This is a genomic window from Lysinibacillus telephonicus (assembly GCF_003966145.1).
GTDB classification, from domain to species: Bacteria; Bacillota; Bacilli; order Bacillales_A; family Planococcaceae; genus Ureibacillus; species Ureibacillus telephonicus.
This window is the reverse complement of the sequence record NZ_RXNR01000024.1, coordinates 20,148-36,885: the sequence shown is the minus strand read 5'-3', so window position 1 is coordinate 36,885 and position 16,738 is coordinate 20,148. Positions and strand designations below refer to the sequence as shown.

Below are 16,738 nucleotides of genomic sequence, written 5' to 3'. Positions count from 1 at the left end.
TAACGTTACTATTATAGTATAACTTTCCAATATGTACCAAAAAATAGAGTCGCTGTAGTTGTCTGTAATTTATTTCCTTCTCCTTATATTACCGAATTAAATAATGTGTTAGTATGTTACTAATTTGGAAATTGGAGGTTTGAAAATTTTGAGTAAATCATGGACATTCCTTTTGACAGCATTACTAACATCAGTAATTATTAGCGGATGTGGAAGCAACGAGAAACCAACAGAGGCTGATGAGAATGCAAATGCTACAGAGGAGAATAACGTAGAAGTTGAAGATACTAAGGAAGAAGTTGAGGAAGCAGCAACAACTGCTACTAGTACAAGTGACTTTTCAGATTTAATTAAATATATGGAAGAAGAAACAGAAGGTACAGCGAAAGTTCTTTATGAAAATAAAGAACCGCAAGTTCATGAAATGGACGGTGTAACACTGTCTTTAGATGCATATACACTTGTTGAATTAAATGATTTCCATACGGACTTTAGTATTCCTTTTAATGACCAGACAAATGGTGGTGTAATTATTGCACAGTATACAGTGAAGAACGAATTAGACAAGGATGTTTATTACACTCCTTTCCTATATCTATCTTTCACAGGTGCGGAAAAAGATTATAACAATTTTAGAGATTTGCTTCCACCTGAAGAACAATTAGTGGAAAAGTTATCACCAACAAATGATTATTTGCTTAAGGCTGGCGAGACTGTAACAGGATATTATACATATCCATTTGGTCAAGATCATTTACAAGATGCGTTAAATGTATCAACTGTAACAGTAGAAGTTCCTGCACCTCTTGCTGTAAAAGATGATTTTAGCTCAACAATTGGGAAAGACGGTCAATTTACTTTAAGCTTGAATGATGCGGGTGCTGAAAAAATTAAAGCCAATGCAGCATTTTATAATGATAAAGTTACGTTAGATGATATGGGTGAAAAGAAGATGCTGAAGGAACAGAGCGGCATCGGAAAAAGTGAACAATTGGGGGATGTTACTGTTACGTTTGACGGATACCAATTTACAGATTTCACTCCAAATGCAGTTGAAGCACCACGTTTTGAAAACTTTAAAACAGGCATTGTACTTTTAACAGTAAAGTTTAATTTAGATAATAAAGGATCTGATTCTGTCTCATTGTCATCAATGTCTTCTAAATTGACTCTTAACGACGGTACACAGTATACGCTTGGAGAAGGAATGCTGCTCGATTACAGCTATGATGATGTAATTGCTGGCGGACAATCCGGTGAACTCCTGCAAATATACTTACTAGATAAGGAACAATATGATAAGATTTGGAAAAATAAATCATTTGAAGTAGAAGTTGGACCAATTCGAAATCAAGAAGCGAAGGATATTTCTAAAGGAAAGACAGCTATTTTCGAATTTTAATTTCAGAGTGCAGACAAAGTTACAATAGTTTTCTTTGTCTGCACTATTTTAAATTCTCTATTTAATATAGCACTGACTTTTTATATTGTAGTAATGAGAGCATAATGAAGGAAACATATTACCAGAAAAAAATGGGCTTAAAGACTTTCATCGGGCTTATTTAGTAAACCCAAATTAAATTTACTACAATAGGCAGTCAATTGTTTAATGGTTAATTTTAGGTGATTGGATAATTATAAATAGCAACAGCTTGGATTGTAAGTGCCAAGCTGTTTTTTATTAGACGATTGATTGGGTGATAAATAAGGTTTAAAATGGAAAAAACTATTTTACGAAAGTGAAAATCCACTATAATATAATAATTACCAATCAACACATATATTCGAAATATATAATTTTAAATATTAATTAAATTTCGACTATTTAATTTAACCATTTTTTCTATTGCATAATTATACAATAGGTTATATATTAAATTAATGTTGGAATTATCATTTTATTAGCATCTTACTAATAATAATGAATCTTTAGTCTTTGCAACAATTAGAAAGAAGGAAAACGACATGAGTCATTGGCTTGATTTATATGAACGAATGGGTGATTTATTAGCGCCTAGTATGGCAAAAGATCATCCCAATCTTCCGATAGTAAAAGAAGAAGGCTGTTATTACTATGGTGTAGATGGTAAACAATACTTAGATTTCACATCAGGAATTGCCGTAGCGAATACTGGACATCGTCATCCGAAAGTTGTTCAAAGTATTAAAGATGCGGCCGACCAATTAGTACATGGACCATCAGGGGTAATTATGTACGAATCTATTTTGAGATTAGCAGATGAACTAGGTAAAGTATTGCCTGGTAATTTAGATTGCTTTTTCTTTGCTAACAGTGGAACTGAGGCTATTGAAGGGGCTTTAAAGCTTGCGAAGTTTGTAACTAAACGTCCTTACGTAGTATCCTTTACGGGCTGTTTCCATGGTCGATCCATGGGCGCTTTAGGTGTTACAACATCGAAAAGTAAATACCGTAAGTTCTTACAACCTTCACATTTGTCTTACCAAATTCCATATGCCGACGTAAAAGGTTGTCCAGAAGGTGTTGACCCAGAAGTTTATTGTGTTGAACAGCTTGAAAAAGATTTTAACCGTTTGTTTAAACATCAAGTAACGCCGGAGGAAGTGGCAGCGGTTATTATGGAGCCAGTTCTAGGTGAGGGTGGATACATCATTCCTCCAAAAGCATGGGTGAAGAAAGTCCGTGAAATTTGTGATGAACATGGCATTTTACTAATTTTTGATGAAGTACAAACAGGCTTTGGCCGTACAGGTGAATGGTTTGCAGCTCAATACTTTGATGTAACGCCAGACATTATGGCGATTGCAAAAGGGATTGCTTCAGGACTGCCACTTAGTGCAACGGTTGCATCAAAGGAACTTATGCAGCAATGGCCGCTTGGGATGCATGGGACTACATTTGGAGGCAACCCAATTGCTTGTTCTGTTGCATTGACAACTTTAGAGATTTTACATGAGGAAAAACTTGTAGAAAACTCTAAAGAAGTAGGAGCGTATGCTAGACAACAATTACTTCAATTAAAAGAGAAATATTCAATAATTAGTGATGTTCGTTCAGCAGGTTTGATGATCGGAATTGAAATATCAAATCCACAAACAGGCGAGCTTGATGGACAAGCAGTTATGAAAATTCTTGATTATGCACTAGAAGAAGGCGTACTGTTCTATCTTTGCGGAAATGTTGGGGAAGTTATTCGAATGATTCCACCGTTAACAGTAACGAAGCAACAAATTGATGATGGCTTGGAAATGCTTGAAAAAGCAATTCAAAGATTTTTAGCAGAACAATTATCTAAACAATAGAGGAGAAATAAACAATGAAAAATAAGTATTTTTTATTCATGCTAGTATTAGTCATTGGTATTTTAGCAGCCTGTGGTACAGCTGAAGAAGGTAATACAACTGAAGGAAATAATGCAGCTGATGGATCAGAAACTGAAGCAACAACAGAAGAAGCAAAGGTATTACGCGTAGGTACTTCTGCAGATTACGCACCATTCGAATATGTTGATACTGCAGTGAGTGATGAAATTATCGGATTTGATATTGATTTAGCAAATATAGTTGCTGAACGTTTAGGGTATAAATTAGAATTCACAAACTCTGATTTTAATAGTTTAATTCCTGGTTTACAAGCGGATAAATTTGATTTTGTTATTGCTGGTATGACACCAACGAAGGACCGTGATGAAGTAGTTGACTTCTCAATTCCATATTATGAAACTGAGCAATATTTAGTTTCTCCAAAAGAAAGCAACATTGCTTCTTTAGAAGACTTAAAAGGTAAAGTAGTAGGGGCTCAAGTTTCTTCAATTCAAGAAGAATTAGCAAATACATTAGCAGCAGAGCATGGCTTTACTGTTGAAAGCCGCAACTTAATTCCAGAAGTAATTCAAGAATTAAAAAATGGCCGTTTCCAAGGTGCTGTAATTGAAAACATCGTAGCTGAAAACTATTTAGCTCAAAATGATGACTTAGCAGCATTCCCAATCGAAGTTGAAGATCCTGACTTCAAAGCAGTAGTATTCCAAGAAGGCAGTGAATTAAAAGCAGAATTCGATGAAGTAATCCAAGCACTAGTTGATGAAGGCAAGATTGACGAACTTAAGAAAAAATGGTTCGTTGTTGAACAATAATTCAAATACGTCATTCAGTTTATCTGAATGGCGTTTCTATTCTATTTAATAAGAGAATAGAAAATTTCTCATATTAATATTCAGTTACAGCGCCCAGCCCCTCGAGGTCGCGGTCTGCCCTCGGTCGAAAGCTGGAAAAGCTTATCGATTCGAGCCTTCCAGTGCTTGTCGGGACTAACAGGGCGCTTCCACTTTTAATCTAAGAAAGGGGGATAACGATGTTTGATTTTTCTAAAGTCGTTCCCTCTATTCCTTACATTTTACAAGGAATAGGCGTAACATTACAAATAGTTATCTTTGCGACGATTGTAGGGCTAGTTCTCGGTATTTTATTAGCTCTTTGTAAAATTGGAAGCATTAAGCCTTTAAAATGGTTTGCAGAGTTTTATACATCGATTTTCCGTGGTACTCCGCTTGTACTTCAATTGATGCTAATTTATTATGCGATACCACAATTTATTGGTACGAACATCGATCCAATACCTGCTGCTATTATCGCATTTGGCTTAAATTCGGGTGCATATGTTTCTGAAATAATTCGAGCGGGGATTAATGCAGTAGATAAAGGACAGCAAGAGGCGGCAAGAGCTTTAGGTGTTCCTTATGCCAAAATGATGAAGGATATTATTTTGCCGCAAGCAATGAAAAATATTCTGCCTTCTCTAATGAACGAATTTATTACATTAAATAAAGAGTCGGCAATTGTAACAGTAATCGGTGCACTAGATATTATGCGTCGTGCCTACGTTGTTGGTGGATCAACATTCCGCTACTTTGAGCCGTTATTAATCGCTGGTGTGATCTATTATATTATGACACTCGTATTAACATTCCTTGGAAGAACAATAGAAAAGAGGATGAGACGCAGTGATTAAAATTGAAAATTTAAAAAAGTCGTTTGGAAATAATGAAGTGTTAAAAGGTATTTCAACAGAAATAAAAGAAAAAGAAGTTATTGCAGTTATTGGCCCATCTGGATCAGGTAAATCTACCTTTTTACGTTGTATTAATCGATTAGAAGAGCCTACAAGCGGCGACATAACAGTTGGAGATACATTAATTACTGAGAAAAATGTGATGAAAGTGCGTGAAAATTTAGGAATGGTATTTCAACACTTTCATTTATTCCCGCATAAAACGGTTCTTGAAAACTTAATCTACGCACCAATGAATGTAAAAGGGATATCAAAGCAAGAGGCAACCGAAATCGCAGACGAGCTTTTACGTAAAGTTGGCTTATATGAAAAGCGCGATGAATATCCTAATCGATTATCGGGAGGACAAAAGCAGCGTGTTGCAATTGCTCGTGCGCTAGCTATGAATCCAACAGTTATGTTATTCGACGAACCGACTTCTGCGCTTGATCCAGAGATGGTAAAAGAAGTATTGGCTGTCATGAAATCTCTAGCAGAATCAGGGATGACAATGATTATCGTCACACACGAAATGGGCTTCGCACGCGAAGTAGCCGATCGTATATTGTTCCTAGATGGAGGCTATTTAGTTGAAGATGCCACTCCAGATGAATTCTTCTCATCACCAAAGTCTGCTCGTGCAAAAGACTTTTTAGATAAAGTATTATAACCCATCATATTTAATCTGTTCGTAGAGAATGACTCGCGGGCAGATTTTTTTGTTTAGTTTTCCTAATATAGGAGCTTTCAGAGGATGTAAGTAGGAGATGCATGCTATACTAGAAAAGTGACGGTATTTAGTGACACATATTTTTTGGTAAAATTAAATGGAATTGAGGAAATGACATGGTTGCAAACACACATCGCAAATCGAGTAAATCTTGGATGCTTTTACGAGCGCTAATGGTTGTGATTGGGGGATTTGTTACAGCATACGGTCTTGAGGCGGTATTAATCCCTAACAGCGTATCGGATGGTGGAGTAACAGGGTTGAGCATCGTTGGCTCACAATTATTTGGCTTGCCATTAGGGGTACTTATTGCCCTTTTAAATATCCCTTTTGTATTTTTAGGCTATAAACAAATAGGTAAAAGCTTTGCTGTATTTTCAGTAGTTGGGATTGTTTCATTAGCAGTCGGTACAAGTCTTATGCACCATATACCTGCAATTATTGAAGGAGATACTTTATTAGTAACTGTTGTTGGTGGTATTATCATCGGGTTTGGTATGGGGTTAGCATTGCGCAACGGTGGAGCATTAGATGGAATTGATATGCTGGCTGTGCTGTTATCACGTAAATTACCATTTGGGACAAGTGACTTAATTTTATTTTTAAATTTATTTGTTTTTATTATTGTATCAACTGTATTTGGACTGCAAGGTGCAATTCTTTCAGGTATTGCTTACTTTATTGCTTCTAAAGTGATTCATATCGTTGAGGAAGGATTAAGCGGTTCGAAAACATTTAAAATTATTACAAATGAACCAGAATTAATGGTTGAAACTGTTCGCGACCGCTTAGGACGAAGTGCGACATATAATATTGTTCGAGGCGCATATTCAAATGAAGAATTTAAGGAAATTACTTGTGTTATAAACCGTTTAGAAGAAAGTAAAATGAAGGAAATTATAAGAGAAATCGACCCGGGATCTTTTGTTACCGTTTATGACGTAGCAGAAGTAAGAGGTGGAAACTTCAAAAAGAATGATATCCATTAGTATATTTTAATGAAAGGCTGTCCAGAAGTAATATGTCTGAACAGCCTTTTTTATATTACTCCTAAAAAAATAACAAATTTTTTTATAAAAGAGCATAATTTTATTCATGTTGTACAATCTAAGATAGACAGAAGCCACAACTGAATATCCTTATAACCCTCTTTCCAGGGGCCATCCAAACTAATTTTGGTTGGCTCCTTTTGGTATTCCTAGTATCAAGACTTCTCATACAAATCATTAATCACAAATTATTGCATTTGGAATCTTATCTCATTAAATGGCAATTGAGCTATTATAAACATTTAATCTTGATTTACTTTCTCTTTGGTTAAGAAGGATCGATATTTACGATATTCAGTAGGGGACATGCCAGTCTTCTTTTTAAACACACGACTAAAATATAAATTATCAACATAGCCTACACTGTTTGAGATTTCAATAATTTGTTTATCGGTTAATAATAATAACTCTTGTGCCTTATGAATCCGATATGCTGTTAAGTATTCGATGGGGCTTGAACCAATATAACGTTGAAATATAGATGTTAAATACCTTCTTTTGATGCCAAAGTTACTTGCAATTTCATTAATGGTAATGGATTCTGCATAATGTTGATGAATATAGCTTTTAATCTTTTCTAAATCAATTGCTGGTTGTTTTTTTGAATCGTTTTTTAGAGCATGTATTAATTCTACAATAAAGCTTAAGAGCAAAGATTTACATTTTAATTTCATATAGACATCTGTTGATCTGAAGTTTTCTACTAGTTCCATAGCATATTGAAAAACTTTTTTTTGATTATCAATATTCATTATGAAATGGCTTGTATATAAGGGGAATATACTCACTTCATTTTCTAGTATCCGGTATTGAATAAGAATATAAGAACATTTAGTATCACTTAAAACTTCACTAATAACCGTACTTGGACCAACATGAAGAACTGATCCAGTTTTTAGCTTGTAAGATGTTTCATTTATAGTGAAACTTGCAAGTCCACTTGAAATAATAATTATACTGGCGCACTCATGATATTTTTCTATATTTTTTGTTCTTGGCTCCATAACTTGTTGAATTGCATTCTCAAAGCTAATGGATGCACTTGCAAAGTAATTTGCTAAATCCTCAATATTCATCGCTTCCTCCTTCTAAAACGAAAAGAAGAGAGTCATTGTTGAATCTTTAGATACAATCACCCTCGCAAAATAGTTTATTTAATCGTTGTTTTTTCTTTTATTCGGGATTCAAAAATTTCACGGTTGCGTTCATCAAACGTTTCATTATGTGAAGAGACACGAGCAGTAGGGTTTGCAGTTGGATCAAGGTATGCTTTCGCACTATTAACTGCATGAAGCGCGTCTTGATAAGCGCCTGCAATCAAATGAATTTTGCTAGGATATTCAGCAATATCGCCGGCAGCAAATAATCCTGGTACAGAAGTTTCACATTTCCCATTTGTTACTACTTTATAGTTGCGCTCTTTATCGCGTTCAACAGTAATAGAGTCATCAAATGCAATTGTTCGCTCTTTCAAAAAGCCGTGATTAATTAGTACGGCATCAACATGAATTGCTTTTTCTTCAGTAGTTGTTGTATTTTCAAGTATTACTTGTTGGATGGTTGAGCCGTTTAAAGAAGGAACGAATTGTTTAATTTGTGTATTCAATAGTATCGGTGTTCCATTATTTTTAATTTTTTGGATGTATGCCTCATGACCAGATAATTTTTCTCCGCGGTAAATAACCGTTATATCTTTTGCGAAGCCATGTAAATCATGTGCCCAGTCTATTGCAGCATGCCCTCCGCCTGATATCAAAATAGATTTGTCCTTGAAGTCATATAGGCTGCGAACAGAATAGAATAAGTTGGTATTTTCGAACTTTTCGGCACCTTCAATCTCCAATTTTTGATGGTTTACAATACCTGAACCGATTGCAAGAATCACTGTTTTTGAAAAGTGCTTTTCACCAGATTCGGTTGTAATTATAAACATATTATCTTCTTTACCAATTGTTCGGACCTTTGTATTTACACATACCGTTGGATCAAACGTTAATGCTTGTGAAATCGATTGGTCAATCAATTGTTGTCCAGTAATCGGTGTCATTCCGCCAATATCCCAAATTAACTTCTCTGGATAAACATGAACTTTTCCACCGAGCATTGGTTGAGATTCAATGATTTTTGTTTTCATATCTCGCAGACCTGCATAAAATGCGCTAAATAATCCACTTGGTCCGCCGCCAATAATCGTGACATCATAAATAGTATTCATAATATCCTCCTAAAGAATAATTGATAATGATTATCATTATTGATTATTCTTACTTATTTTTACACAAAAGTAAATGGACAAAAAAAATAATTATATGGATTTTTGCGGCAAGGGTTTAAAAATAATATTTTTTCTACATATGATTGTAGTTAAGAATCTCTTATTGTTTGCGGGAGGGGACTAACTGTGTATGTGTAGCAGGTCAATTTATGATAATCTGAGGTAAACGTAGATAGAAAAGAGGCTCGAGTTTTGCATATAAAATCGATCATTTTGGTAGCATTCATTAGCATCTTAGGTGCACTGTTGTTTGAATATGTTGGAATGCCGGTTCCATGGATGCTAGGACCACTATTTTCGGTGCTAATCAGTCAATTTTTTATTAAGTATCAATTATATTGGCCTATGAAACTTCGAATTTAGGCCTTGTTATTATAAGTGTTTCCATCGGTCATTCATTTCAATTTAATTTGTTTAAAGGCATGAGCTGGCTTCTTTTACTTATGCTAATAATGAATATCGTCTTAGTTATAATTAGTATATTTATGGCCTTTGGAGTTAAAAAAATAGGGAGTATCCCTTTAAAGACAGCTCTAACCTGTACAGTTCCAGGTGGCTTAGGACAAATTGTTGTATTTGCTGAAGAAGAAAAGGATATTAATTTAGCAATCGTTACGTTTTTCCATGTTGTTCGGGTAATAAGCATTGTCTTTCTCGTTCCATTTATTCTCTCGGGGCATGTTATTCAAGCAAAAGGGGAAGGGCATTTTTTGATTAGCTCAATTTTCCCTCTAGCATTATTGTTGCTTGTGTCATGGGTTGTTGTTTGGGTAGGGAAGAAAATCAATCTGCCAGTTCCGTACTTTTTAACTCCGGTATTATTTGTCATTGTACTAAAACTATTCTCGGTTAATGTACCAGAAGTGCCAATTTTACTTTTACATGCGGCACAATTGTTCATGGGTGCATACATAGGTCTGCTTTTAAAACCAGATATGATAAAGCTAGGAAAACGAGTATTGTTATTAGGAGTAGGAAGTGCACTTTTTCTACTTGCAATTACGTTTTTCCAAGGCTTATTGCTGGTCTATCTCCTTGACTATTCACTATCTACCAGCTTCCTAAGTGCAGCAGCAGGGGGGCTTGATCAAATGAGTCTGCTTGCCAACTCAATTGGAGCAGATGTTTCTGTAGTTACTGTGTTCCAAATTTTCCGATTGCTGTTTGTCTTTCTGCTAGTTTTACCGTTATTAAAAGTAGCATGTTCATATTTGGATAGAAGAGAAAAAGTTTTAAAAGAACAAATAAAATATTATTAAAAGACTTGGGATAATTCCTAAGTCTCTTTTTATTTTGTAAGAAAATAGAAAATACTAATAAAATTCTTAATATAAATGTAATTTGTAAATTTTATATTGTATTAGTTATGATAATATTAGTAACTTTTTGATAATTTAATAATGAAATGGAGTTAATTACTTTGAACAACTATAAAGCAATTCTATCAATTTTTTTAGTGTTTATACTTATTTTTCAAGTTTCAATCGTTTCGGCGAGCGAAATTGAAAAATCTACTAATTCAGCAGAAGTAACGTCTAGTGTAGGATTAACAGATGAACAATTAAATCCTGAAATAATTATAGATGATGTTTCTGAAGAGCAACCAAATAAAGCAGAGACATCTGGAATCCCATCTGACCAACTGCTAAATGAAGCAAATGAAGAAAATACATATACTCAACCAGAAGAAGAACAATCATTACCACCAGAAGTAAAAGAAGTAATTTCTCCATACATAAACGGAAATGGAAAAGTGATTCAGACAACTCCGTATTACTTATCTTCTTCAAAGGGGTTTGAAAATGCAGGGACATTGGAAAAAGGCACGATATTATCACCAACTAATGTGACAGCAAATTTTTTTATTGTAACGGCTAATAAGAAATCCTTTTATATCCCTAGAACAGCTCTAACCTCTACAGATGAAGAAACAAATCTAGAAGCTCATATACAAGGGAATTTCCCTCGAAGTATTGTTGCTGAAATTGATGCACCATTTGAAGATAAGGCTGGCAATATACTTGGGACAGTAGCAAAAGGAGAACAGGTTAATTTACATATGATTAATGGCAGTCGTGGTGTGATTGAACGGTTTGGCAAGCGTGTATATGTAAATTTAGTGGATTTTTATCATACGAATCAAGTAGAACCGAAAAAGAATATTAGCTATAAAGAGATGGAATATTATTTAAAAGTATTTTCAAATATGTATCCGGAATTTACGGAACTAGTTAAGATTGGTTCTTCCGTTCAAGGCAGAGCGCTATATGCTTTAAAGGTAGGAACAGGATCAAAAGAGATTTTAATGGATGCGTCGTTGCATGCAAGGGAACATATGACAACGAACGTTTTATTAGAAATGATTGATGAGTATACTTATCATTATTTAAAAGGTAAAAAATTTTCGTCAATGAATGTTAAAACAATTTTAAGCAGGGTAAGCATATGGTTTGTTCCAATGATGAATCCGGATGGTGTAACGCTGGTTCAGACGAGAGTGAATGCAAGTTCAACAACCAAAAAATTAAATAATGGCAGCTCGAATTATAATAGATGGAAAGCCAATATTCGCGGTATAGATTTGAATAGAAATTTTGACGGTGGTTGGGAGAAAAAAGCTTCTGCTGCATCTCCATCTTATAAAAATTATAAGGGAGCAAAAGCTTTCTCTGAGCCGGAATCACAAGCGCTGCGCAATTTTGTAGCACAGCATCATTTCAAATCCTATATTTCATATCATAGTTCAGGATCAATCCTATACTACTACCATTATCAAAAATCAACAGCTTTAACACGTGATTTATCCGTTGCTAAAATGATTGGCAAGGCAACAGGCTACAAAATTATGTCTCCAACTGGTGAGGCGGGCTCTGGTGCATCAACGGATTGGTTTATTATGAATTATCGAATGCCTGGAATTACTATAGAAATTGCCCCTTATGGAGGTGAAACAGTTGTTCCTCTAAAATATTGGGATAGTGTATGGAAGAAAAATAAAACAATTGGTTTACTTGCAGCAAATGAGGCAAATTCGAGATAAATAAGAAAGTGGAAAAATTTATTAAATGGCAAGTTTAAAATTTGACTAAACTACGAATTTATTAAGTAAGTCTTTAAAATTTTAAAAATAAACATGCTGTGCTGATTGTTGAATCTCCCATATCAGTGGTATGATAGAATATAGTGCTTACCCTTGGTAGCCTAACAATGAGGAGAATTAGACATACTATGCAAAACTACATCAATTTATGGGCAAAGACCGTCAAAACAGGAATTATTAAATCAAATTTAATTCCGATGATAGCGGCTCTTATGCTAGCTTTATATACGTATGAACTAAGCTTTGTTGAACATATACCGACTATAATATATGCCTTTGTTGGTTCTGCATTCATAATTGGTGCAGCAGGGATTTTTAATAATTTATATGATCGAGATATTGATGCGGTTATGAAACGAACAAAATTACGACCTACAGTAACAGGTGAGTTAAGTATCCGCTCAATTTTGATTGTCGGCATACTCTTACTTGTTCTAGGGCTTGGAATTTTACTATTAACAACACCACTTGCTGCGTTTCTAGGTTTTCTAGGAGTATTTTTCTATGTTGTCCCCTATACTATGTGGACAAAGAGAAGAACTATTTGGAATACTGAGGTAGGCAGTATTTCAGGTGCGATGCCGCCTTTAATAGGTTGGGCAGCAGTAGCGCCAGATATTTGGCATCCAGCTGCATGGGCACTTTTCATCATTATGGTTATTTGGCAAATGCCACACTTTTATGCAATTGCTATTCGCAAAAAAGATGATTACGCAGCAGCAAAAATTCCAATGCTGCCAGTTATAAAAAGTGCGAGAAGAACGTACATTCAAACAAACATTTACTTAATTCTTTTAATGTTTACAAGCTTCTTATTCTTGCCCTTAAGCTGGGGATTAACGTTATCGTCCCTTATTTTAGGTGGTATTTGGTTGTGGATCAGCTTCGTAGGCTATCGCCAAATGGATGAAAAAATTTGGGCAAATAAAATGTTTGCTTATTCCCTAATTTATATGACTGCAGTTTTTGCAACGGTTATTATTTATGCATCGGTTGGTTTAATTTTTTAAATAATAGGAAGATGAGTATCCTGAGGTTTTTAAGTGGACTTTAGGGTATTTCATCTTTATGTTCATACATGGCTTTTGCCGGTTACACAGATAATTATAAATAAATCATTTTTTTTTAAAAGTTTCTAAGTAACTTAAGAAGATGCTGCTTGTATTTTACAGGTAGCATCTTTTTTTAATTCTACTGTCCGACGTATAATAGAATTCTTTATCTGAATGGTAAAGGCACACCTTCAGATGTAAAAGATATAAACATGTTTTTATTCTAACCTTCATATTAGCAATCTATAGTTTTTTGAATTCTCTTTTATTGTAACTACTAATACATCTCAGTAGATTTTACCCCAAGGCTCTTAGACAAAATATATATCCAAAATAAAATCTTTAATATTCCTCTTCTTTTTATTCATTAAAATATTCTAAAATTGAACTTTCATTAACAGGATTTGCATAGGGATTACATACAAGTTGTTTTCGTTTTGTTAACTTAAGAAGTTGGATACCATATAGAAAATATGTAAAAAATGTAAAATATATTGAAATTTACCAATTATAAAATTATAATCAATTATACGACGTCGTAGAATTCTTAACTCAATAAATATATCTTAGAAGGTAGCAATATGAAAAAGTTATTAACTATTGCTATTACATTTTCGTTAATATTTGGTATTTTTATAGGAGTAGGAAAAGAAAAAGTATCTGCGGCACCTGCTCAAGATCTAATATCTGTTCGAATTGCAGGTTTTTCAGTGGATGGTACCAAATGGGAAACTATAGGAGTGAAGCAATCAAAAGCAGAGACTCCGGTAACAACAACAGATACCTTATATATTAGAGTTTTGTTTACAGGGTATCCTTTAACGTATTTAGCTTATAGCAATGATGTGAACCTAAGTCATAAAAAAGTTATTAATTATCAAACTACACCAGTTGTAGATTCGAACAAAATTGTAACAGGATTTGTATATTATTTTAAAGTAGAATCTAGAGATTTGCCTAGTATTTCAATAACAATTAAAGGCATAAATCAACTAGGTCAAATTGTTAATGGTAATACAGTATCTTTTGATAGAGAATAATAGGAGAATAGATATGATACAATCTCTTAACACTGCAATTGTAACAAATACTTCAAGTACAACAAATAGCACGTCTATAAATCAAAGTAAGATAAGATGGGATAATGTTTGCGAAGCAGAAGCCAATAATAGAGGGGAAATAATAGAATCAACTGAAAGTGTCATTGTTAATGGTATTGCTTATGATGCAGATGATGCTGCACGATGGGACGAGTACATTGAAAAATTAGATCCAATGTTTTTAGCATTTTGTAATTTAGCTAACGAAGGTGTAGACATTAATAATGTAACAGATGATAATCGCTACTCGATTCATTTTTATGAGTTTTGTTCTATGATTGAAAAAGGTGAAGTAGTAAGCGAAAAAAATGCAGAATTCGGTTTTGAAAATTTTTATGCCTCTAATTGGGACATACGTACAGAGCTGTCTACTTATGATGAAGGAAAAAGCGATATATTAAAAAGCGCGAGTGTTTTAGATATTATTAAAAAATGCTATGAACTTGGAATGATGACAAAAGAAAATAGATTATTATTTCCTAGTGAGCTTTACAAAATTCGTTTTGAGAAAAAAATGGAACATGCTTTGTTAAATAAGGATAATATAATGTTAATTAATTATAAGATGGATAATAATTATAATAAAGCACTAATGAATAGTGCTTATCAAAAATCAATTTAGATAATTATAAGCCTCATCAAATAAAATTATTCTTTTTGTAAAGAAAAATTAAAAAAGTCTCTAAGCAACTTAGATGAACCGAGCTCCGAATAATGGTCACTTTAAAAAAGTACCCTATTCGGGGTTTTTTCTATTTAAAAAGCCCGTTATACTAAAACAAATTATACTGAACGGGAATTTTTAAGATTAAAACTTTTTCAACGAACACCAACGTCAACTGTTAGAAGATAATCCTATTGTTGCTTCAGTATCTGATTGTTCGATTCAGTAAACACCTGAGTTTAAAATTAAAGCAGTGAAAGAAATTTTAGTAGGTAAAGGACAGCTCAAATATTATAAAAAAAGGATTCGGTCTTGAAATGATTGGTTAACAAAAAGCAAAGAATTCTTTAGTCCGTTGGAGAAGAACTTTTAATCGATATGGGGAAAATGGGTTTTTAGAAGAACGCAGAGGAAAAGGAAGTACTGAACGACCTTCAACTAAAGATTTATCTGCTGAAAATACTTAAAAAAGCAGAAGCTCGTATTCATTATTTAGAAGCTGGAATTGAACTACTAAAAAAGCTGGAGGAACTCGAAAGGAAGGTGAAGAATCGCAAGTAGTTGCAAATGAAAAATATGGATTCTTCAAGGTTATCTTAATAGCTATCACTGTTTATCTCTAAACTCCTCTAATGAATTTCTTGGTCTGAATTGATAAAGGCAACGTCAGCTAGATTGATACAACTTTTCTTTAATTTATGAAAAGTATTTCTTGCAGGGACAATGAATAGAACGCTGAAATCTTCAATTCAAAAGTTATAAAATTATTATAAATTATTTTAATTCCTAGCCTGTTGCACATCAGTTTGCAATCCCCATAAAGTAAAGTTGTTTCAGTGGAAGTGCTTTAAATTAACAGTTTTGATAAATCTGTATAGGGAAGTAAAATGAGGGGTTTTTATTGTTATATAACAATTTATTTCGAAATTGTGAACAATAATGTGATAAAAATGTGACATCTATCGTCATGTAGTCCAATAAGTAATTGAATGATGGTACACTTAGTACATCATAAAGAAGTCAATAATAATTGCTTCTTATGAAAAATCGCTCATAGTAAAAGTGTAAGCTCAAAAGACCCTTGTAAAAGCTTGTTCGACAAGATATATAACCTCCCCTATATATATAATGCTTTTTAAAAGGTCAGTTAAAAAACCACCGTGCCATTAGAAGCGCGGTGGTTTTTTTCATGTCTTTTAGATTTTTCTGTTATGGCAAGAGGACCCTTGCAGTAAGATATTTCGGGACGAGATTTTTATGATGAGTATAGTGAAGTACTTCCTCTAAGAGCAAGGCGATTTCTGCCAAGAGGATATGAAATACCAAAAAATAGTGTCTTAAGATTATATCAAAAAAAGTAGAAGGGGATTACCAGAAACTCTAACTTCCTGATACCGCCTTCTTAAATTAGAATAAGTCGTCTACAGTGATAACACAGTGACCCTCATAGCTTTCAAACTAATGCTTCTTAGCTAAAATTAAAACGTTGTAAATGAATAGAAACCAAACAAAAATGATATAGCCGCTAAAGTTAAATAAAAAATACTAGTATTCTTATTTTCTCTTTTCCTTTCATATAAGCACATCATTGCAAATAATGGTCCCATCAACATGAAGGCCCAAGGGAGTAAATGTGGACTTCCAGCAATAAACGTATACAATCCAATTAAAATGAGCAATAACCCGATAACTGGTTGAACAAATAATACAAGACTCCATTTATTTTCCATTTTAAAACA

At 33.8% G+C, this 16,738-nt stretch carries 14 protein-coding genes; 11 read left to right on the top strand and 3 right to left on the bottom strand.

Going from position 1 to position 16,738, the window contains the following annotated elements; genetic code table 11:
* The first annotated feature begins 148 nt into the window (after positions 1-148).
* From EKG35_RS10155 to EKG35_RS10130, 6 genes are all read left to right on the top strand, one after another.
* A complete protein-coding gene (locus tag EKG35_RS10155) occupies positions 149-1,402 on the top strand; it encodes a DUF5068 domain-containing protein (protein WP_126294340.1) in 1,254 nt (417 codons plus the stop codon).
* Between the two features lie 563 nt (positions 1,403-1,965).
* Positions 1,966-3,282 carry an aspartate aminotransferase family protein gene (locus EKG35_RS10150; protein WP_126294339.1) on the top strand — a complete coding sequence of 439 codons (1,317 nt, stop codon included), beginning with the start codon at positions 1,966-1,968 and terminating at the stop codon, positions 3,280-3,282.
* Positions 3,283-3,296: 14 nt separating this feature from the next.
* A complete protein-coding gene (locus tag EKG35_RS10145) occupies positions 3,297-4,115 on the top strand; it encodes a transporter substrate-binding domain-containing protein (RefSeq protein WP_126294338.1) in 819 nt (272 codons plus the stop codon).
* Between the two features lie 218 nt (positions 4,116-4,333).
* Positions 4,334-4,990 (top strand): amino acid ABC transporter permease, encoded by a 657-nt coding sequence (locus EKG35_RS10140; RefSeq protein ID WP_126294337.1) that lies wholly within the window; start codon positions 4,334-4,336, stop codon positions 4,988-4,990.
* Positions 4,983-5,699, top strand: a complete 717-nt coding sequence (locus EKG35_RS10135; protein ID WP_126294336.1) for an amino acid ABC transporter ATP-binding protein — start codon at positions 4,983-4,985, stop codon at positions 5,697-5,699. The genes EKG35_RS10140 and EKG35_RS10135 overlap by 8 nt, the downstream gene beginning before the upstream one ends.
* A 176-nt stretch (positions 5,700-5,875) precedes the next feature.
* On the top strand, positions 5,876-6,748 hold the full coding sequence (locus EKG35_RS10130) for a YitT family protein (RefSeq protein ID WP_126294335.1): 873 nt from the start codon (positions 5,876-5,878) through the stop codon (positions 6,746-6,748).
* Positions 6,749-7,050: 302 nt separating this feature from the next.
* Here the strand turns inward: EKG35_RS10130 and EKG35_RS10125 are convergent, their stop codons facing one another.
* Both EKG35_RS10125 and EKG35_RS10120 read right to left on the bottom strand, forming a co-directional pair.
* Positions 7,051-7,884 carry an AraC family transcriptional regulator gene (locus EKG35_RS10125; protein WP_126294334.1) on the bottom strand — a complete coding sequence of 278 codons (834 nt, stop codon included), beginning with the start codon at positions 7,882-7,884 and terminating at the stop codon, positions 7,051-7,053.
* Between the two features lie 74 nt (positions 7,885-7,958).
* The gene (locus EKG35_RS10120; protein WP_126294333.1) at positions 7,959-9,023 is read right to left on the bottom strand and encodes an NAD(P)/FAD-dependent oxidoreductase; all 1,065 of its coding nucleotides are present in this window, start codon (positions 9,021-9,023) and stop codon (positions 7,959-7,961) included.
* Between the two features lie 398 nt (positions 9,024-9,421).
* Between EKG35_RS10120 and EKG35_RS10115 the strand changes: the two genes are divergently transcribed.
* The 5 genes from EKG35_RS10115 (at position 9,422) to EKG35_RS10095 (ending at position 14,957) form a co-directional block, all read left to right on the top strand.
* A complete protein-coding gene (locus EKG35_RS10115; protein WP_185807704.1) occupies positions 9,422-10,342 on the top strand; it encodes an AbrB family transcriptional regulator in 921 nt (306 codons plus the stop codon).
* A gap of 161 nt (positions 10,343-10,503) precedes the next feature.
* The gene (locus EKG35_RS10110; RefSeq protein ID WP_185807703.1) at positions 10,504-12,123 is read left to right on the top strand and encodes a M14 family zinc carboxypeptidase; all 1,620 of its coding nucleotides are present in this window, start codon (positions 10,504-10,506) and stop codon (positions 12,121-12,123) included.
* Positions 12,124-12,311: 188 nt separating this feature from the next.
* The gene (gene cyoE / locus EKG35_RS10105) at positions 12,312-13,193 is read left to right on the top strand and encodes a heme o synthase (protein ID WP_126294330.1); all 882 of its coding nucleotides are present in this window, start codon (positions 12,312-12,314) and stop codon (positions 13,191-13,193) included.
* 623 nt (positions 13,194-13,816) lie between these two features.
* A complete protein-coding gene (locus EKG35_RS10100) occupies positions 13,817-14,275 on the top strand; it encodes a DUF4879 domain-containing protein (protein ID WP_126294329.1) in 459 nt (152 codons plus the stop codon).
* Between the two features lie 13 nt (positions 14,276-14,288).
* On the top strand, positions 14,289-14,957 hold the full coding sequence (locus EKG35_RS10095) for a hypothetical protein (RefSeq protein ID WP_126294328.1): 669 nt from the start codon (positions 14,289-14,291) through the stop codon (positions 14,955-14,957).
* A 1,520-nt stretch (positions 14,958-16,477) separates the two neighbouring features.
* Here the strand turns inward: EKG35_RS10095 and EKG35_RS10090 are convergent.
* Positions 16,478-16,729, bottom strand: coding sequence for a hypothetical protein (locus EKG35_RS10090; protein WP_126294327.1), 252 nt, complete (start codon positions 16,727-16,729; stop codon positions 16,478-16,480).
* Between the last annotated feature and the right edge of the window lie 9 nt (positions 16,730-16,738).